The following is a 20,316-nucleotide window of genomic DNA, read 5'->3' as shown; positions in this document are numbered from 1 at the left end:
TCTACAGCATTTCCGAGAAAATGAGGTGAACAGGTATGATTGAAAATGACGTTATGATAAAAACTTTCGTATATAATTACAGCCATGAACTTGAGGAATATTATACGGTAAAAAAGACTAAATTTTTGTCGATTGATGACCCTCTGGCCGGGATTGCCGCCAAGAAAATATTGGAAGAGAATAACTTGGATTACCTGGCAGGCTATATATTTTTAAGTTATGATGGAAAGCCTGTTTTCACGGAGGAAAGAACGGAAACCGAATGTTTGTTAACAACGTGGCTGGATTTGGCAAGAATTTTAAGAGAGGAAGAAGATAAAGAATTTGAAATATGCTTCCTTGATAATGCCGATGGGAATGCCATAATCAAAAAAGAAGCCGGCAATTATGTAATTACATTACAAAAGAGAAAACAAGGACCGGCGGATACATTTACAATACCAGCGGAAAAATTAAAGGAGGCAGTCCGCAAAAATTTTGTCAAGTTTATCGGGTTTTGCCGGCAGTCGAATCTTGTTTTCTCAAAAGAAAGCCTATATTCAAACGCTTTGGAAGAATACGAAAAGATCAAAGGATGAAGGCAGGAAGTGTTTCTTCACTTTCCAAAAGACAACAGCATAAAAGTAAGGTTTTGAAAAAATCTATCCAAAAAGACATCGCTCCCAAAATAATACATGATTTTATGTATCATCAGAAGAATTGAAAAACCCTGAAATCCTTGCATACAATGGATCTCAGGGTTTTTAAAGTGTAATGGAACACTTGAGTATTTAAGCCCGGTGGAGTACAGAGAGAAACACCTCAAAAAAATTGTCTAGTTTAGTGTTGACATACCAATACAAAAAAGTTGACAATTATACATGTAAATGGTAAAACTATACTTGATAGGCAAACATTTTATTTACTACATCAAGATGCCGCTCATTAAGCAGGGCATTTTTTTTCGCGCACCATTGATAATGATTATCATTATTGAAACACAATCATAATCAATGGTGTTTTTTTACGTCATATATTGAGAATGATTATCGTTACCATTAAATGCCCTGGCATATAAAAACATAAAGGAGTAAGTAAACGCAATTGATTTAATAAGTAATGGCAGGGTTTATGAGAATGGATGTAATACCAAGAAATGAAGGAGAATGGTAGAGAATGATTCAAACTAATCTAAGCTATAAAAGAACTGTTGCGATGTTCATAAGTGTATTATTGCTATCCATAGCGATTGCTGTATCTGTATCTGCCGCAACATTAAATTATCAGTTTTTAGATTCTAATGGGAATTATTCTAGTCACGCGAGTTCGTTTATTGTTGGTGATGCCGTTATCGATGGTAATTCTGCAACTATTACATTGAAGGATGCTAGTTATATTGGTGATTTATTAGTATGGGATGGCAGTGATTATGTTTCCGCCAATCGGACAGTTGATGCGGATGGAAATGTTCAATTTACTTTTGACGTCTATGATTTCGATGTAAATTTAGCTGTTCAATTATATGTAAACGCTGGTCCGCATAGTGGATATATTCCTCTATTTATTCAATGGCTTTGATATTTTCAGAATATTTGGAGAGTGGCGGGGTTTTTCCATTCACTCTCCATTGGAAAAATTTTGTGATTAGGGAGAGATCAGCTTGAAGAGGAAAAGTAGGTTATTATGGATAGGTATTGCAATATTCCTGTTGACTTTATCACCTATCCTTCCAATATTTCATAATGTTCATGCGGAAGGGGCAGGATTGGTAAATGGAACATATGAAGGAGTTGATTATCGTTATTTAAAAGATGGAACTGCGGAAACATCAGCAGCTCATGGTTATTTGTATGTTGCTAATTCAGGAAGATTGATTATAGAAGATGATACGATAATATTTGAGCATGAAATTACAGCAGTAAACAAAGATTATTTACCTTATATTGGTTATCGACTGCCAGGTAAGCCAAAGGCTGTTATTTCAGGTGATAACATATCTGGTATGGATGGGTATCAGCAAGTTCAGCCAGAACGAAAAGATAATGGGAATTATGTGATTCGTTATAAAATGGAGGATGTAACAAAAGCTTTAGATATTTTAATGCATGTGCATATGGAAAATGTCCCTGGTATGCCTGGTGGCATATATGATAATTGGTACAATGTTCAATTACAATTAGATACAAGTACTCTACCGATTGATGTTGAAACGGATAAATCTGAATTGGAAAAAGTGCTTGAGGAGGCAAGACACCTCTTTAATACAGTGCATCCTAGAGGGACTTTGATTCCATATGTTTATTCTGAAGGAGAACATGGCTATGCTGTCCCCGAAATTCAAAGAAGGCTTGCCAACGCTGAAAACGTTTATAATAATCCAAATGCTACACAAACAGAGGTTGATGCAGCAATAGAAAGTCTAAAATTTGCAATGGATTCTGTAAAGAGGGATCAATTCTTTAAGATAGAGCCTTTAAGATTTAGAGTTTTAAACTCTATTGGTGATGATGCAGAACTGTCCGAGCATGCAGGTGATTTCGGCGAAGAAACAACAGCAGTATTAAAGCAATTTGGAACATATCAAACTGTTGCTAATATTCCTGTTCATTTACCAAAAGAAACTTTACAAATTTATAAAGCCGCAGATACTGCAAATGGCGGTTTTTCAAGTGCTATGTCTAAAGTGTATTTTGTAGAAGCGAAAAATGATACTAATATTTATCAAATAAACATTAGGCACAAGGATGCTGGAGACGATGTTTGGAAAGGCATTTCTTATGTGAAATATAATACGGATGGTGTGGAAAAAGAAGTATATTTAAACTTTAATGTCAATATCCAAGAAGACTTAAAAGATTTCGTTGAACTTGCAAAGAAAATCGATCCAAGTAAATTGGAAGCTGATGGGGAGCATGTGAATACTTTTCAAACGTCACTTAATGAAGCTGAGAAGGTTAGTAACAAATTAGCCGCAACAAGAGTGGAAATTTTATCTGCTACGCAAGCATTGAAAGAAGCAGTAACAAATATTCTAAAAACGAAACACTATGATGCAGGCACATATGTTCTCAGTTTAGCAGATTTTGGAGCGGATTTTGCGAATTTTGTTGAAAAAAGCCATTTAATTGTTGATGAAAATGGTCAATTAAGCTTACAAATCATTCCGAAAGCTAATGTCGAAGTTAGCTTACAAAATCAAGAAACGGGTGAGGAAATAGCAGCTGATTCTTCACATATTTTTAAAGATATTGATCCATCCATACCGTATACTATAGAGATTTCAAATAATGGGGAAACTGCTGCTTACTCTGTATATTTTGCGCTTATCACAGCCGAATTGTTAGCAGAGCCTGAACAGCCGGGAGAAAATCCTGAACAACCAGCAGAACCTGAACAGCCGGGAGAAAATCCTGAACAACCAGCAGAGCCTGAACAGCCGGGAGAAAATCCTGAGCAACCAGCAGAGCCTGAACAGCCGGGAGGAAATCCTGAGCAACCAGCAGAACCTGAACAGCCGGGAGGAAATCCTGAGCAACCAGCAGAACCTGAACAGCCGGAAGAAAAAATCGGACAACCAACAAAATCTGAACAGTTAGCAGAAGAAAAGAAGGAACTAGAAGGTAAAAAATTGCCAAATACAGCTACCAATCAATTTAATTTCCTACTGATTGGCATTATTTTACTTGGAATGGGGAGTATATGTTTTGCTGTTGTAAGAAAAAAATATAACTAAAAAGAGAATGCCAAGTGAAGATCCAAAAAATTGATAGCCTTGCCTTGCAATGGTCTAGTCCAAAAAAAGTAGAAATGAAGAAAAATCCCGGAAGTAATTGTCTTATTTAGAGGTAATTGCTTCCTTTTTTCTTGCCAATATAGGCAAGGGTATTAGATGTTATACGGGATTAACTGTTGTAAGCATACTTTTCCGCGTTTGCATCAAAGAACAGGTCCTTAGGGTTATCAAAATTCTAAAAAAAGACAGCATTTTTAACTACAATCGGCATCCTCCTAACAAAAAATCCTCAATTATGAAAGCGCAATATAAACAATTTCCATTACCTAGATTTTTTTACAAAAAATAAGTTATATGCACCATAAAATGTAACATAAAAACCACAAATAACCAATTTTAGAATTCCGAATTACTGGTTAAATGGAATTGTATGCCATCAATTGTTTTTAGAAAAAATCATAGGTTCGAGATAATTTTGGGCAAAAAGTACTGTGTGAAATTTGACATCTTTCATCGGGCGTTTGACTGTTTTTCCAACTATTGATAAATACATTTATAGGAAAATATTTATTAAGCATTCGATATTATTTAAAGAAACGAATGCCACAAAACTATTTTGAAGGAGATGGATATTTTGGCAGGACAAATTCGAATGACCCCAGAGGAGCTAAAAGCGAAGGCTCAGCGTTATGGGCAAGCTGGTTTGCAAATTGAGCAAATTTTAAGAGATTTAACAAATTTACAAAATGAACTTCGTGCTGAGTGGGAAGGCCGTGCTTTCCAAGGATTTGATGATCAATTTAATCAACTAAAACCGAAGGTGCAAAACTTTGCCCAGCTTATGCATGATATTAATACGCAATTGAATAGAACAGCGGAAGCAGTAGCTCAACATGATGAGCAGCTATCACGCAATTTTGGGCTTCAATAATCAATCCGCGTTGACTTCATGTCTAATACCAGGCTTAGATGGTTGGACGACTTCCGTGTTGTCAAAAAAGCCACGCGACGATGTTGTGTGGCTTTTTTCTTAATACATAAATATTTTCGGAATGGATGTGCAAGGAAAAATGAGGCGTTGGCAAGAAGGCAGTGCCTTTGAGGATGTTTGTCATGTTTGGTTTTCATCCCAACATATCTGTATGTCATTCACATAAAAGGGGGTGAATGGAATGAAGAAATTTGTGCTCAATTCTTTCTTGTTTCTTGGACTGGTGCTCATGCTTTCCTCAGGAAGTTCCTACTTAGCATTAAACCAAGTATCGAAAAGTACAAATGATGATGAGCAAAAAATGACTGTTGCTTTAGTAAATGAAGATCAAGGCGGCACCTTTAATGGCAAAAAATACGCATTTGGCAATGAATTTGTGAAAAGTATTGAAAAAGATAATGAACATGATTGGTATATTGTCAGCCGTGGTGTTGCTGAAAGCGGCTTTAAAAACAATTTGTACAACATGATTATTATCATTCCAAATGATTTTACAGAAAAAGCACTATCAATGAATGATAAAAATCCGGAGAAAATCACTTTAAACTATAAGATTAATGCATCGGGCAACAGCAGCATGAAAGCCCGGGCGGAAAAAACGGCTAGTTCAATTTTAGAGGATTTTAATCGTCGAATTATTGATGTTTACTTCGCTAGTGTAATAGGAAACTTACAAAAGGCCCAAGACAATGTTGCTGAACTTGTCAGGAAGGAACGGAATCATACCAATATATATAATCATGATATTCATCAACCATTATCTGGTTTCACTAATCAGTTTGCGACAGTAAAGGATCAAACAAAGGTATCAACCGATGCTTTCAAAGGTCTGGAGGATATCTTGCAAAATTACCAGAGCTCCTTTGTTGAAGGGGCAAAAGCAACAAATGCTTATCAAACAAATTTTTTAGATTTCCAACAAATGAAGAATGCTCATGAAACTTTGGCAAAAGGTTTTGCAGATCAGCTAACAGCATTCGACAGCAGTCTAAACGCTGCAGACGTTCAGCAAAATATTAACCGACTGGTTGAAACCAATCAAGCAATTTATAATCAGTTCCATTTCAATTCCATGGAGGACCAAAATATTTTCTTGAAGTCTGAAGCGCTGAAGATGTCGTTAAAATCAACATTGGAAACAATAGACAGCTATGAGCAAGAATTAACGAAAAAGCTAGAAAATGAAACAGAGGAAAATATTGCGAAAAAACTGGCAAAACAAATGAAAGATGGTGTCGGAAACAGTTACGTTTCGTTAAATCAAATATTTGATACTCCCGATAAAATTGTCCAAAAAACGATTAAAAGCCAAATTGATAAACTTCAAACGTTAAAACGGGAAGAAATTGATGATTTAAACATCGATGAGTCGGTGAAGAGCGATATCAAAATGGTTATCAAGGTGACAAACCAATTTAATCGGGAATTTCAATATCAGCCACAACCATCCAACGGTACGGGGCTTCCTTTAGCAAATTTAATAAACAAAGTGAAAAAGGATTTAACGGAATCAGGCATCATTTTGTCGGACAATGCAGCTATTCTAGGCGGAAATATTGAGAGTCAAAATATAAATGCGGCAGTTCCTGAACTTTTTCGTATTCATGAAGTGACATTGACTCTTCCTAATGGGCAAACAAATGTTTTTAAAGTGGATGGAGATCAGAACAACGTTACATTTGATCTTCCTGTCACTGAAAAAGGAAATATTACAGTCAACATAAAAATAAGCTTGAAGGACGAAAATGCGAAAATTGATTTATTTCAGCCTGTTGCATGGGAATGGAAGATTATTCAAAAGCATAAAAATACAGAGGCGCCAGAGCCGTCTGATCCATCTGATCCATTGCCGCCAGAAGAGCAACAGCCTGATCCTGAAGCTCTAAATATGAATGAAAACAGTAATTCCGAATCGACACAGGACGATTCAAATGATGAGAATACAAATGAACCTCCTGTTGAAAGAGAAGATATTAACAATGTTATCTATCATAAAGTAATGTCTCAGCTGATAAGTGATCCGGCTAATACTTTCATGAAAAGCCTTAATGAAAGTATCAGAGATTATCAAAAAACAGCGATGTTATATGAATTATATTTTGGGAAAAGTATTTCCGATTTAGCCAATGGATTGGAACAACGTAGCTTGGGGGATATGGCTGCAGAGGATTCTCTTTATTACCTGTTCCATAAACAAGATATTGTAGAAGCCATATCCGACTATATGGCCGGGAAAATAACTGAGGATGTCAGAGCTGAAACGGAAGACCTTAAAAATAAGATAGCAGGTTATAAGCAGCTAGTTCAGAAAACTCAAAATCATTCTGACGAAATGGCTTTATTAGTCCAACAAGCGACGATACAAGCAGAAGAATTGAATCATCGCATTACCAATACATTACAGCGGTTGGAAGCATGGCGGGAAGCCAGTTTGAAGCTGCAAAACGCAAATAGTGAGATACAAGCCGGTCAAAATAAAGAACAAAGCGCTGTTCTGTCCTTAGACGATCAACTTCAAACATTGCTGGCTACAAGCCAATCCTTGGCAGATCAATCTGAAAATGTATTGATTTCAACAGACAGCGTCTATAAAACTTTTGATGCGATTGATAAACAGGCTGACAATATTGTAAACAGCGGCGACACATTAGTGAAAAAGGCTCAAAAGCTTTCAAATGATTTGACTAATAAGCTGCTGAAGGATCAAGAGTTTGCTGATAACTTTGGACAAGTGTTAGCCAACAGCCGTATAGGCGACCGTCCAAATGAAAACTTGTTGAATTTTCTATCAAATCCGGTGCAGACAAAAAACAGCGAAGTGAAAGTAGTTAAAGATACTTTTATCCCTTATTATTTGGTGTTAATCTGTTTTATTTTGGCTTTATTTTCTGCATACGTCATTGCAACGTCTGAAAGAAAAAGATTGATAAAGGATGATTTCTCAGAAAACAGAACATTGGTTTGGAAAAATACTCCGATCACATGGGTGACAGCAGGAATTGGCGTTATCGAAGGAATCATCATCGGTTTGCTGTCAGGTTCTTTTATCGATATTCCACAAGAAAAATATTTTCAATGGATTGGCCTGATCTCCCTGATTATGTTCACCATGGTGCTGGCAGGAGCTTATTTGCTAAGACAGCTTAAAATGATCGGGATGTTTTTACTTCTTGGCATGTTAAGCCTTTATGTATTGTTGACAGAAACTCTTGGGCTGAATTTCGACAAACAGTCTTTAGCATCTACATTGCAAGAATTGTCGCCACTGCAATATATTGAGAAGCTGCTATTAGGTTTTGTTGACGATGCAAAGTACGATCCATTGATCATCACCATATTAGTGGGGACAGCATTTTTAAGTCTTGTCGGACATTTATTTGTGATAAATGGGTTTACACAAAGTAAGGAGGCAAGGGATGAAGCAGCTAATCCGAATTAGTATTTTAGTTGCTGCAGCTATAGGCGTCCAGCCTTTGCTTTCTGCACATTCGTTGGCAGATGAACATTTGGATCACAGTGGGAAGCTTGATTTACAAGTAGACCGTATCAGCGATGACATAAAATCACAAGAATCCCAAAGTGAGAGTGAAACTGAACTGGAAAAAATCGCGCCCGGTTTGTTTAAAAAACAAACTCGGGCTGCGGTCCAGAAAAAACAAAAAGAGCTGGATCATGCAGTGAATCATCTAAAAGAAGAAATTTTTGCCGATTCGGTGGCGAGCGATGCAAAAACAAGCTTTTACGATGCGAAAAAGACATTATTTTCACAACATTTTTTTACGCAGCATTCTTCTCCCGCTAGCCAAAGCACTGCGGATCATGCAGAGAAAAAGGAAAGGGTAAATCAGATAGCCATTGGATTTCTGAGCGGATTTGCTGTTATGTTGGTCGGCGGAATTTTGGCTCTTATAAGAAAAATAATGGAGTAAAGGGGAGATCAGGAATGCCCGTTGAAACGCATATCAATGTGACCGTTGATTTTAGTAAATGGGGGAAAGGTCGATATGATGTGAGGATACCGGCACATCAGCCGATAAAACAGCTGCTGTCGAACTTGAATGAATCTTTAAGGCTCGAACTCCCTAATTATTCCCTTTTTGCGGTAAAAATCCCGACTAAAGAACTTTTACTGGCGGATGACGACCAGATTAGCGAGTTCCCAGTGGCGAATGGAGATATTTTACTTGTTTTATAGAACAAGAACCATGCTTTTTATTATAGCCTGTGTAACGTTGAAAAGGAGTCAGAAATCATGAAGGAAAAAACAATTAAAATGGATTCCGTGTCTTATCATTTTTTTATTGAAAACAATCAATGGAAATTAGAACTGGCAAAATCGCAGACCCGCGTGAAAGATATTCGTGAATTGGCTCTGATGAAGGAGAATACAGACCAGTTTGTTCCGGTAGAAGTGGAGGACGGGGAAGAGGTTCTCACTTTCCAATTTCAAGTTGATTCCAATATGAACCATTGGGAAACCATTCAAAGCTTGGGGCGAAGTGACAAGTTGCGATTGCTGTGCAATCTGGCCCGTTTCAGAAAAATTTTAGATACGCGAATTACGTTCTTCCTGCATCCACATAATCTCATATTTGATGATAATCTTATACCTTTTTTGGTTTACAGAGGCATTCGACAGGTGCTACCCCCCTATGAGATCAACGACGAAACCTTCCTGCTGCAATATAAATGCTTGAGTATCGCCCTATTTTCAAAAAAATATAATTTCGATGAACTATATGCAGGTTCATGGAAAAATGCAAAAGATACCGAGTTTGAACGTCAAATCAGTGAAATTGATCATTTTGATGACTTTGTTGAATTTTTACACAATCAGTATCGCAAGGAAAAGCGCGAAACAGAGAAAAATATGCAAATCGTTCCAAAAAAAAGATTTCAGCTATTTAAACGTTTATCCATTGCCATGATCGCAGCTGCAGTCATTTTGGCTGTTCCTGTTGTATACTTCGGCTTTTTCAAGCTGCCGTTTCAGCAGCACCTTTTGGAAGCGCATAGGGCTTTTTTATCCAAGGATTATTCAGAAGTCATTTCAGATCTCGAAAGTGTCAATCCTGAAAAATTGCCAGATTCGGGAAAATATATATTGGCCTATTCATATGTTAAATCCGAAAATCTGGGCGATGAAGAAAAAGACACCATTATGAATAATATTAGCTTAAAAAGCGATCCTAACTACTTATTGTATTGGATTTACAATGGCCGCGGAGATTTGGATAAATCACTTGATTTAGCGATGTATCTCGATGATCCGGTGTTAATCATGTACAGCTATATTAAAAAAATTGAGAAGGCAAAAAATGATCCAAACTTAAGTGGAACCGAACGGCAAAACCAGGTGCAGCAATATGAAGAGAAGTTAAAATCGTATGGAGAAAAATATGGTCTGGAATCTTTGTTTGTGACGGATCCGGAGAAAGCCAATCCAACTGAAGAAACGGGTGGATCCGCGCCGGCAGCTGCAGAACAACAAGTAACCGATCAAGCAAAGGGGACACAGACAGATCGAACGGAGAAAAAGGTTCCTGAACAAAACCAAACAGAAGAAACGAAATGAGGGGATCTTGCCTGCATTTATGAGCGGCTATCATTTTAATAGTTCAGCTGATTTTTAGTTTTAAAGAATTAAACGTTACGATTCATGTACCCCAATCATTTCGCTTACTGGAAAAAAAGGCATGCGTCTTTCTTAATTGCATGTAGAGAGGGAGAAAGAGATGGCACAACGATTATTACTGGTGAGTTATGATAAACAATTGCATAAATGCCATTTACATGACCATGAACCGAAAAGAGTATCAATCGGCGGCCAATGGTCTGACACTATTACCTTTCGCGGTTTATCCGACACCATTTGGGTGGATTGGGATGGTGAAACATGCAAGGTTGAAAATAAATCATTGATAAATGGTGCCATTTCATTACAGATAAACAATATTCCGCTGGAAATATACCTTACGGAGCATAATGATTGGCACTACTATGACATTTCCAATAAATTGAACATTACCTTTGGCAAAAATACGTATGATGATGTGCAGATTCCCAATACTGCTATTGATTTCGTATTGTTCCGTGATCAATTGGGAGACTCTTTTCAAATGGCTGTCTATCAGGGCACTGTCTATCATAACTATACATTTGTGGATGGAGAAGAAGTGAAGATTGAAGCGGGGGATGAGCTTTTTTTTGCCGGTGTAATGGTCAGAGTGACCAGAGATCGTTTGGAGATATTGGCCTCCGAACCCTATATATCTAAATTGGTGCCATTATATAGCGCACAAAGCAAGTATAACGCGGATTATCCTGATTATCACCGTTCACCGCGCATTATTTACCGTGTTCCGGAAGATAAACGGAAAATTGCTAAACCATCCAGCAAGCCAAGCAAACCGAGTGAACAACTTGCCCGTGTCATTGTTCCGCCGCTAGTCATGATTGCAGCCTTCGTACTCGTTTCCTTTTTTCAGCGAAGCGGCATTTATTTAATTGTGATGCTGTCTATGACGATTGTCACAGTTATTTTTTCCATCACCTCTTATGTGAAAAGCTTGCGGCAATATCGATTGGATATGAAAGAACGGGAGGAGAGCTACCGGGATTATTTGAAGCAAAAAACACATGAATTGTATCAAGCAAGTGAAGAACAGCGCCATGCCTTAAACTATCACTACCCAAGTGTGGAGCAAATCCGTGATATGGCCTTAAGGGTGGACTCGCGGATTTACGAAAAGACGAGGTTTCACCATGACTTTTTAATGTATCGCGTTGGAACAGGGACAGTGGATGCCAGCTTTGACATCGAATTCAGCATGGAAGAATTTACACAGGATAAAGATGAACTTGTCGAGGAGGCGCGCAGCCTTCGATCACAATTTTTAAAATTGCATGATGTTCCGATTGTAACGTCCTTGTTAAATGGGCCAGTGGGATATATTGGTCAGCGCCGTCTTGTGTTGGAACAGCTGCAAATGCTCGTCATGCAAACAGCCTTATTTCACAGTTATCACGATGTTCAATTTGTGACGATATTCCCGGAGGAAGAAAAGCAACAATGGGCTTGGATGCGCTGGCTGCCGCATGCCAGTTTGCGTGATTTAAATATTAGAGGTTTTATATACCACGAGCGATCTCGCGACCAGGTTCTCAATTCGCTCTATCAAATTTTAAAAGAAAGAAAATTAACAATTGATGAGAAAGCGAACAAAAATGAGAATATCTATTTTTCACCGCATTTTGTCATTTTTATTACAGATGAAAAGCTGATTTTAGACCATACGATCATGGAGTTTTTTAATGAAGATCCAATCGAACTTGGTGTTTCGCTCGTGTTTGTGGAAGATGTCATGCAGTCATTGCCTGAGCATGTAAAAACGGTGATTGATATACGCGATGCCCACTATGGCAACATCATTATCGAAAACGGCGAATTGGTAAACAAACGGTTTGTTCCAGATCACTTCCCGGACGGTTTTAACAAAGAAGACATTTCCCGTGCTTTGGCTCCTTTAAACCACCTGCAAAACTTGAAAAATTCCATTCCGGAAAGCGTGACTTTCCTTGAAATGTACGGCGTGGAAAAGGTTGAGGAGCTCGGGATTGAAGAACGCTGGGCACGAAACGAAGCATATAAAAGCCTGGCAGTACCGATCGGACTGCGGGGAAAAGAGGATATTGTCCAGTTGAACCTCCATGAAAAAGCGCACGGACCGCACGGGCTGATCGCCGGGACGACGGGTTCGGGGAAATCTGAAATCATTCAATCTTATATTCTCTCGCTTGCCGTTAATTTCCATCCGCATGAAGTTGCATTTTTGCTGATCGACTATAAAGGCGGCGGGATGGCGAATCTGTTCCGGAAGCTGCCGCACCTGCTCGGCACCATCACAAACCTTGACGGTGTCCAGTCGATGCGCGCGCTTGCCTCGATCAAAGCCGAACTAAAGAAGCGCCAGCGCTTGTTTGGAGAGCATAACGTCAACCATATCAACCAATACCAGAAGTTATATAAAACGGGCGAAGCGAAAGAGCCGATGCCGCATTTATTCCTGATCTCAGACGAATTTGCCGAACTGAAAGCGGAGCAGCCGGATTTCATGAAAGAACTTGTCTCGACCGCCCGCATCGGTCGTTCGCTCGGCATCCATCTGATATTGGCAACGCAAAAACCGAGCGGGGTTGTCGACGATCAAATTTGGTCCAACTCGAAATTTAAACTGGCACTCAAAGTCCAAAACACAAGCGACTCGATGGAAATTTTAAAAACACCGGACGCCGCTGAAATCACCTTGCCGGGACGCGCCTACCTGCAAGTCGGCAACAATGAAATTTACGAACTATTTCAAAGCGCATGGAGCGGCGCAAATTATGTTCCGGATCAGGAGGACCAAGACCTTTTGGACACGACGATTTACGCGATAAACGAGCTTGGCCAATATGAGCCGATTTCTCAGGATTTAAGCGGCCTTTCCAACCGCAAAGAAATAGTAAAAGTCCCGACTGAACTCGAAGCTGTCGTCGACTGGATCAACGCCTACGCTGAAAAAATCGGTGTGGAAGAATTGCCAAGACCGTGGCTGCCGCCGTTAGAAGAGAAGATCTATTTAACGGAGCTGCATCAAGTAGAATATACAGAAGCTTGGTATCAAGAGAAGCAAGGGCTTGAAGCGACCATCGGCTTTTTAGATTTGCCGGAAATGCAAGAGCAAAAGCCATTAACCTTGAATTTGGAGAAGGATGGACATTTAGCTGTTTATTCCAGCCCAGGCTATGGGAAATCAACCTTTTTGCAGACTTTGGCAGTGGATATTGCCAGACAGTATAACCCCGAAAGAGTTCATATGTATTTAATCGATTTAGGAACTAACGGTTTGTTGCCATTGAAAGATTTGCCCCATGTCGCCGACACCATTATGGCAGATGACGAAGTGAAAATGGCTAAGCTTATTCGCCGCTTACGAAACGAGATGAAGGAGCGCAAGCAGAAATTAAGTAAATACGGAGTTGCCAACATTCGCATGTACGAAAAGGCAATCGGCGAAAACGTTCCGGCGATTCTACTCATAATCGATACGTATGATTCCGTTTTAGACTCTTCTTATAAGGATGATTTTGAGAATATGGTCGCGCAAGTTGCAAGGGAAGGCGTCAGCGTCGGTATACATCTTGCCATCAGCGCAGGAAGGCAAAGCGCGTTAAGAGCGCCTCTCCTCGCCAATATTAAACATCAGATTGCCTTGTTTATGATAGATGCTACAGAAGTTCGCAATATTGTAGGGAGAACGGATTTATCGATTGAGGAAATACCAGGCCGCGGCCTAATCAAATTGGATCAGCCAACTGCTTTTCAAACAGCTTTGCCTGTAAAAGGCGAAGATACGCTGCAAATCATTGAGGGAATCCAAACGGAGAGCAAAGGTATGCGTGAAGCGTGGAAAGGCAAAACGCCGGCTCCAATTCCAATGGTTCCAGAAGTGGTTGAATTTTCTGTATTCATTAAACATCCGAAGGCAAAAGATATGTTGGCGTCAGGAGGCATTCCATTTGCGGTGGATTTTGAAGAAGTAGAGCCTGTAGCACTACAGGTTGTTGAAGACCAAAATACATTAATTTTAGGAGAAATGGCTGATGCAGTGGAACAAACGTATTTAACTCTTCTATCCAGCATTTCGCTCAATGAGCACATTGATGTCGGTTTGTTGGATAATGCTGCAGCAGCATTCCAATTGTATCAAAACCATGTCAATTTGTATGCGGATAATGGAGCTTCAATGGATTTGTTTGTAGCCAAAATTCAAGAACTATACGAGGCAAGGGAAGACGCATTTCGCCAAATCCAGTTGGAAACAAACGGGCGAGCGACCATACGCGATTTTAAGAACCAAATCCGTCCGCTCGTTGTTTTAATCACCGATGCCTCCTTTGTCGTTGAAACGATGTCGGCGCTGTCGCAGTCAACGCTTGCAAAGCTGATGGAAACGGGAGCAAGACTTGGAATCTATTTCATTATTGGCGGAATCCCGGGAAGAATTGAAAGAATGTATGATGACATTTCCACTATGATCAAAAAACAAAAAACGGGTGTGTTGATTGGCAGGGTTGCCGACCAAAATATTTTGGAAGTGATGAATCGGCCGTATAAGGAAAAGAACCTGCCGCCTTACGAAGCTTATTATATCCGATATGGAAAAGCGGTAAAAATTAAAATCGCCGCGCCATATCGTACAAAGGAGGAAGTGAGCGAACATGTTTGATTGGTTCAAAACGGCGACGGAGAAAAAAAGAGATGATTACCATAAGCTTTACGAAAAACTTCATGATGCACTTTCGGATTATGATCAAAATGTTTCGGAAGCAGAAGGAATCTACGAAAGCTATGTAGGAAAAGCAGCTCATTTATCCAGCTCAGACATTCCATCAAACGACTTTGAACCTAAGCGGCAAGAACTCAATCAGAAGCTGAATAAATATTTCCAACTGGAAAAGCAGAAAAGAAGCTCTCTTGTGTCCGCCAAAAATAAGGCATACGAAAGATACATTTACTATAAAAACTTAGCCATTAAAGAAGCGAGGGAGAGAGCGGAAAGAGAGGAAAGAGAACGGAAAGAAAGGATGGAGCGGTTATATGGGAAGCGTTAAAATCAACGGTGCCAAAGTAAATGAAGCGAAAGAAACGGCAAAAGCGCTTGAAGAGTCGATTAGAAACACGAAGAACACATGCAGCCAATTAATTTCCTATATTCACTCGGCGGGGTGGAGTGGAAAATCACGAGACGCATTTCTTACCTATCTCGAGATTATACACAAATATCATCAAGAGATGGAAAAGGCTGCAGCGAAACAGACAAAAGCCCTGAATAATTTGGAAAGTTATTTCCATGACTTTTTGAACGATCCATCAGTTAAAGAAGTGAGAAACTTATGAACGCTGCTCGCGATGCTTTTAACGTACCGGAATTATATTTGTTGGCTGCGGCTTTTGGATGCAATACGATATTCGGCCTCCCGGATAAACAAATTTACCAATTAAAGGGAGAAGAAGTTTTTAAAGAAGCTCACGAACGCTTAAAAGAAAAACAAATATTAGATTCTGCCGGCAAAATCACAGAGGCGGGGGCCTTGGTCATTCAAGCACTGGAACATTATGCTCAAAGTGAAAAATATGTGCGAATTAATAATTTAATGTTTGCTTTCTTCGAGAAAACAAATGACAAGCTGATCGTTTTGGTGGAACTAGAAAATAACTTATACCAATTAAGGATCATAGCCAAAGCTTTTGTTCTCAAATTGCTAAGCGAACAGTTTCCGTTAATGTCAAGAGAACCGGCGCCGCTTGAAAAAACTTTTTTAAAGCGTGAACTAACCCATGAAGAAAGGCGAGAAGTAGAAAGTTTTGAACCGGAAAAAATGTTTATGAATCTTGAATTCTTTCATATGACTGAACGGCCGATGGAGCCTGACAATCCGAAATTCTATCAGCAGTGGATGATTTTTACGAAAGATCAAAATCTGATTATGGTGGATATCCCACAAAAGAAATACTACCATGCAAGCCAATATTGGTTTCTGAAACTGCTCTTTGACGAATTGGAATTTCCTTATAAGGAGGCAAAAGCGCATGGCTAACGCGAATATGGGCGGAGGAGGATCCGGCACCATTGATGTCAATCCGGATGAAATCACGACTGTTTTTAATTATTTGAACAGAATTCTTTCGGAATTAGAGGAAACGGCAATTCCCAATATAAAAAAACTAAGCAGCCTTGATTACTATACGGCGGGCAAAGCGATGAAAGCGATGGCTGTATACGATGAAGCGAATGAAAAGATCATGGATTTGTACGATCATTACAGTCGTGCAGCAACGTTAGTAATGGACATTTTATTAACCATGATGGAAGTGGACCAACAAATTGCGGAACAGATTATAGCAAAATTGGAGGTATAATCGGATGGATGTCAAATATATACCTTCCGAATGGGAAAGGACCAAGAAAGGCATTGGCGATCTGATCGGCCTTGGCGCATGGGGCAAAGGCATGATCGACAATTTGAAAGATATCAGTGATCTTTTGGAAGACGCCCAATCAGACATCGCCAAATATGATAGCGACGGTGTCATCTCTTTCACCCACACGGACCGCAAAAGCCAATATCAACAATTATATGAAGATTATCTCGTCCTGCACCGCTTTAGCGGCCGTGTCGGAGATATTGTCGACCGTACGATCGATGAGCCGTTTTATCAAGATATCGATGCTTTTGTCGAAGCGATGCGCAACTTATCGATATCAGAGATCAAGACGAAAAACCACATCGGTGTTAAAGAAATAATCGTCGTTCCAGGAACTTATGGCACACAAGAGACGATCGAAGTGCCAAAAGCCGAGGTCGGACTGGAAGATCTGTTCAGCGGCAGCAACTACTATGCCAGGCTGATGGAACGGGAATACGCCTCATGGAAAGAACTGAATCCCCAGCAAGATTTTTCGGAACAGGAATATATACAGGCAGCTTTGAATTCCCGGGCTTTTCAGTATGAATCGATCAAAGACGGGCAAATGAACAAAGAATTCTGGGGGCAAATAGCGGCGCTCGTCGTGATTGTCGGCGTCTCATTTATTTGTCCGCCAGCAGGGATGGCATTGGGCATGGCCTATGGTACACTGGAATTAAGCTCGGCCGTTTCCGGAAAAGACTGGATTTCAGGGAGGGAACTGGGAACAGGCGAAAGAGTATTCCGCGGTGCCCTCGCACCATTGGATATCGTCCCTGGCGTCAGCGCGCTTTCTAGATTCAGCAGCGCTGCCCGCTTTTCACCTCTAAGAGAAGCAAGTGATCTTCAATTATTAACGGGGTTGAAAACGGACTTCCAGCAAAAATCACAACGTGCCTCCGACATGGTTGTCCATGCTGAAAAAGACATCGTTGCCCGCATTCGAAATGCGAAAGCATGGGCGAAGGAAATGCCTCAGCATTTGAAAACCGGCGCAGCAAACGGTGCGTTGCAAGTCGGCCGATTCGTAGACAACGCCATAACAAATCTGAAAAATGCGATCCCTGACCGGCAAATGGGATTCGCCATGGAAGGGGTTGGGGATGTTAAGGTTCCGGCGGAAAATACGCATGCGGTGGAGAATAAAATCCGGGCATACTTGAGTAAGGTCGATGGGGTGAATGTTGGGGGGAATAAAGTTAACAACGATGGCTTCGAATATAACATTAAGGATATGGGAACAGGCGAAAGTACTATAGATCCTAAATTAGAAAAATATGTTTGTGAATCATTTGAAGGTATAGGGAAAGAGGCACAAGATAATTTCAATAAATATCTCAGAGATAATGTTTGGTGTGATGAAACGTTATCTAATGCTGAAAAGATTGAAATTATGAAAGCTAACTTTAATAAGTTAACACCGGAACAAAAAATAAATTTTAATGTTTTAAATGATGTTAGAGTGATAAAAAATGCTGATTATTCTAATTGGGGAGAATGGCCAGATATTGACTGGCCAAGTTTTCCAGGTTTGAATAAAGATACTGCAATTGGTGTATTTAATAAAGAAACTGGAGAAATATTAATTCCAAGTGAATTAGATAGAATTGGAAGTCCTTTTGGTAACAATTTAGGTGTGGTAGAAAATGGTTATCATAGTACACAAAGTGAACGTTCTATTTGTTATATTGAAAATGAGTATGCGAGGAACACCTATTATTTTGATAAAACGTACTATAAAGATGCAATAGATGCTATTAAAAATTTTAGTATTGACCATCCAGAAGATTCTGTTAACAAAATAAATTCTATTATTGATAAATTAAATATAAAGAATGGAACAAATAATCCTCATATTACTGAAAATGTTATTGCCAATTGGTATTCTCAATATAAAGCTTTTCAATCAAATCCTGAATTGGTAGCTTTGTGTAAAGAAAAAGAAATAGACTCAACATATGGTGTTATGGGGGAAGCAGCTCCATGGGAAAAAAACGGTGAAATAATAACTACGGGTGGTGCGAAACAAATTAACACTCCAATAAATGTGAAAGCTTTAGAGGATATCGGTATATTACAAAATAAAGGAGGTTGGTAAAAAATGACACGAACTGAATATGAAAATAAAATAAAAGAGTTAGGCATAGATTTGGAAGAATTGAATATTGTTATTGGTAGAAAAACCAATGTACCATTTTCAACAGGTTGCTACTTAGAAGGTGATAATTGGATCTTATATAATGTGGATGAAAGACAAAATTTTTCAATTATCGAAAGGGGAAATGAGAATCAAATTTTCAAATTTTTATATATGATAACGATGGGAAAAATAGGTAGATAGAAAATAAACATTTTAATTTGACCGCACTACTTATCCAAAGCTTCTAAGCTATTCCATGTCGTTGAAATAAAATTAATAATTAATGGAAATTAAATTTGACCGTAATAAATGGTTCAGAGAAGAGGGGCTTTTGAATCCTTTTTATGTTATCCATGATAATAAAGAGCCAATATTGTAACAGGTTCGGAAGTAATATTTAATAATGAAAGTGATGCCCTTGATAACTTTATAAAAAGGCTTATAACAGTAAAGTTGTTATTTTAAGATTAGCAAGAACAATAAGGTATTTAAGTAATAGAAACATAAAATATTTTCTGTCAATAAATGTGGTAGAGCATAAAATTTTTTAATAGAGGGATCGACAGAATTTTTGAAGGGCTGTCCAGAAAGTCAAATCGCCATTGAAAACAAAAAATCATAAACACCGATATATCAACTTTTCTAAAACATTAATGGGGGTGTCAATAAGCCGTAAAAACGACTTATTAGACACCCCTTTTTTCCATAAATAGACAATCCTATCAAATTACCGAGGTGAATAAACATGATCAGAAAAGGCCGTTTCGCCACTTATAAGGGAAAAGAATATGAAATGACTCGTAATATGGATGGAAATCTAATAATAATAAGTAGGATCCAGAATCGTTAAAGTTGGGATTTGTGGATAAATGAGAGTTCCTGAATGGAAATTTAAAGGTTACTTTGCTCCAAAAGATGGGGCTGAATTGTATGAAGTAATCAATGGAGAAGAATTTTTACGCGCTATATATGACGAAGACGTTGGTAGATTTGTTCCGATAAAATAATTACTGGAGGGATTATTTTGAAAAAAGGATTATATGCCAAATATAAAGGTGAGGACTATAAGGCTAGATTAATAGAGAATAAAGTTAGGTTAATTAGCTATAATGCAACAGATTTAGATAAGGGGTTTAAAGAAAAAAAATATCCAGATAATTATGACATTAGTAATCTCCCTAGAGTGTATATTAATGAAGTTGAACAGAATGAGATAGAAGATATTTATGAAATAGAACTTATTGGAGTGATTGATGGACTAGAGGTGCAAATATTAAATGAAAATGTTAATGAATATCTTGTTGCTACATCTGATGTTGCAATAGGAGTTGAGTTAGATCTAGACAGAAAAGATCGAGATACATTTATGGATTGGGTGCCAAAAAGTAGGGTTAAAACTATAACACATAAGAAATCAATCATACTCTGATTTTCACAAGGTGGGAATTTACTAAACATCG

Annotated in this window: 17 protein-coding genes; all 17 read left to right on the top strand. The window is 38.7% G+C overall.

From position 1 onward, the window contains the following. Positions 1–35 precede the first annotated feature (35 nt). Entirely contained in the window at positions 36–578 is a 543-nt protein-coding gene (locus NSQ41_RS16405) for a hypothetical protein (RefSeq protein ID WP_130158894.1), read from the top strand. Between the two features lie 577 nt (positions 579–1,155). Beyond that, positions 1,156–1,557 carry a hypothetical protein gene (locus tag NSQ41_RS16400; protein ID WP_066247764.1) on the top strand — a complete coding sequence of 134 codons (402 nt, stop codon included), beginning with the start codon at positions 1,156–1,158 and terminating at the stop codon, positions 1,555–1,557. 82 nt (positions 1,558–1,639) lie between these two features. Continuing rightward, positions 1,640–3,712, top strand: coding sequence for an NEAT domain-containing protein (locus NSQ41_RS16395; protein ID WP_339210370.1), 2,073 nt, complete (start codon positions 1,640–1,642; stop codon positions 3,710–3,712). Between the two features lie 634 nt (positions 3,713–4,346). Continuing rightward, positions 4,347–4,643, top strand: coding sequence for a WXG100 family type VII secretion target (locus tag NSQ41_RS16390; RefSeq protein ID WP_066249497.1), 297 nt, complete (start codon positions 4,347–4,349; stop codon positions 4,641–4,643). 241 nt (positions 4,644–4,884) lie between these two features. After that, complete coding sequence (esaA, locus tag NSQ41_RS16385; protein WP_339210369.1) at positions 4,885–8,142, top strand: type VII secretion protein EsaA; 3,258 nt, start codon at positions 4,885–4,887, stop codon at positions 8,140–8,142. Further along, on the top strand, positions 8,120–8,632 hold the full coding sequence (gene essA, locus NSQ41_RS16380; protein ID WP_066249501.1) for a type VII secretion protein EssA: 513 nt from the start codon (positions 8,120–8,122) through the stop codon (positions 8,630–8,632). Before esaA ends, essA begins: the two co-directional genes overlap by 23 nt. 14 nt (positions 8,633–8,646) lie before the next feature. Then, complete coding sequence (locus tag NSQ41_RS16375; RefSeq protein WP_066249503.1) at positions 8,647–8,898, top strand: EsaB/YukD family protein; 252 nt, start codon at positions 8,647–8,649, stop codon at positions 8,896–8,898. Positions 8,899–8,955: 57 nt separating this feature from the next. Further along, positions 8,956–10,278, top strand: coding sequence for a type VII secretion protein EssB (gene essB / locus NSQ41_RS16370; protein ID WP_339193344.1), 1,323 nt, complete (start codon positions 8,956–8,958; stop codon positions 10,276–10,278). A 160-nt stretch (positions 10,279–10,438) separates the two neighbouring features. Further along, positions 10,439–14,974 (top strand): type VII secretion protein EssC, encoded by a 4,536-nt coding sequence (essC, locus tag NSQ41_RS16365; protein ID WP_339197407.1) that lies wholly within the window; start codon positions 10,439–10,441, stop codon positions 14,972–14,974. Then, positions 14,967–15,359 carry a hypothetical protein gene (locus NSQ41_RS16360; RefSeq protein ID WP_094244497.1) on the top strand — a complete coding sequence of 131 codons (393 nt, stop codon included), beginning with the start codon at positions 14,967–14,969 and terminating at the stop codon, positions 15,357–15,359. The genes essC and NSQ41_RS16360 overlap by 8 nt, the downstream gene beginning before the upstream one ends. Continuing rightward, on the top strand, positions 15,346–15,645 hold the full coding sequence (locus NSQ41_RS16355) for a WXG100 family type VII secretion target (protein ID WP_066249517.1): 300 nt from the start codon (positions 15,346–15,348) through the stop codon (positions 15,643–15,645). Before NSQ41_RS16360 ends, NSQ41_RS16355 begins: the two co-directional genes overlap by 14 nt. Beyond that, positions 15,642–16,346 (top strand): DUF5081 family protein, encoded by a 705-nt coding sequence (locus NSQ41_RS16350; RefSeq protein ID WP_339210367.1) that lies wholly within the window; start codon positions 15,642–15,644, stop codon positions 16,344–16,346. Before NSQ41_RS16355 ends, NSQ41_RS16350 begins: the two co-directional genes overlap by 4 nt. Continuing rightward, complete coding sequence (locus tag NSQ41_RS16345) at positions 16,339–16,668, top strand: hypothetical protein (protein ID WP_066249523.1); 330 nt, start codon at positions 16,339–16,341, stop codon at positions 16,666–16,668. The genes NSQ41_RS16350 and NSQ41_RS16345 overlap by 8 nt, the downstream gene beginning before the upstream one ends. Before the next feature lie 4 nt (positions 16,669–16,672). After that, entirely contained in the window at positions 16,673–18,814 is a 2,142-nt protein-coding gene (locus NSQ41_RS16340) for a hypothetical protein (RefSeq protein ID WP_339210366.1), read from the top strand. Positions 18,815–18,817: 3 nt separating this feature from the next. Beyond that, a complete protein-coding gene (locus NSQ41_RS16335; RefSeq protein WP_066251013.1) occupies positions 18,818–19,057 on the top strand; it encodes a hypothetical protein in 240 nt (79 codons plus the stop codon). Between the two features lie 668 nt (positions 19,058–19,725). Continuing rightward, positions 19,726–19,863 carry a hypothetical protein gene (locus NSQ41_RS16330; protein ID WP_339210364.1) on the top strand — a complete coding sequence of 46 codons (138 nt, stop codon included), beginning with the start codon at positions 19,726–19,728 and terminating at the stop codon, positions 19,861–19,863. Positions 19,864–19,880: 17 nt separating this feature from the next. Then, positions 19,881–20,285, top strand: a complete 405-nt coding sequence (locus NSQ41_RS16325; RefSeq protein ID WP_063389154.1) for a hypothetical protein — start codon at positions 19,881–19,883, stop codon at positions 20,283–20,285. Positions 20,286–20,316 lie beyond the last annotated feature (31 nt).

The organism is Aeribacillus sp. FSL K6-8210 (assembly GCF_037963925.1).
GTDB classification, from domain to species: domain Bacteria; phylum Bacillota; class Bacilli; order Bacillales; family Aeribacillaceae; genus Aeribacillus; species Aeribacillus composti.
Note: the sequence above shows the minus strand (reverse complement) of the source record. Positions and strands in the feature narration are given on the sequence as shown.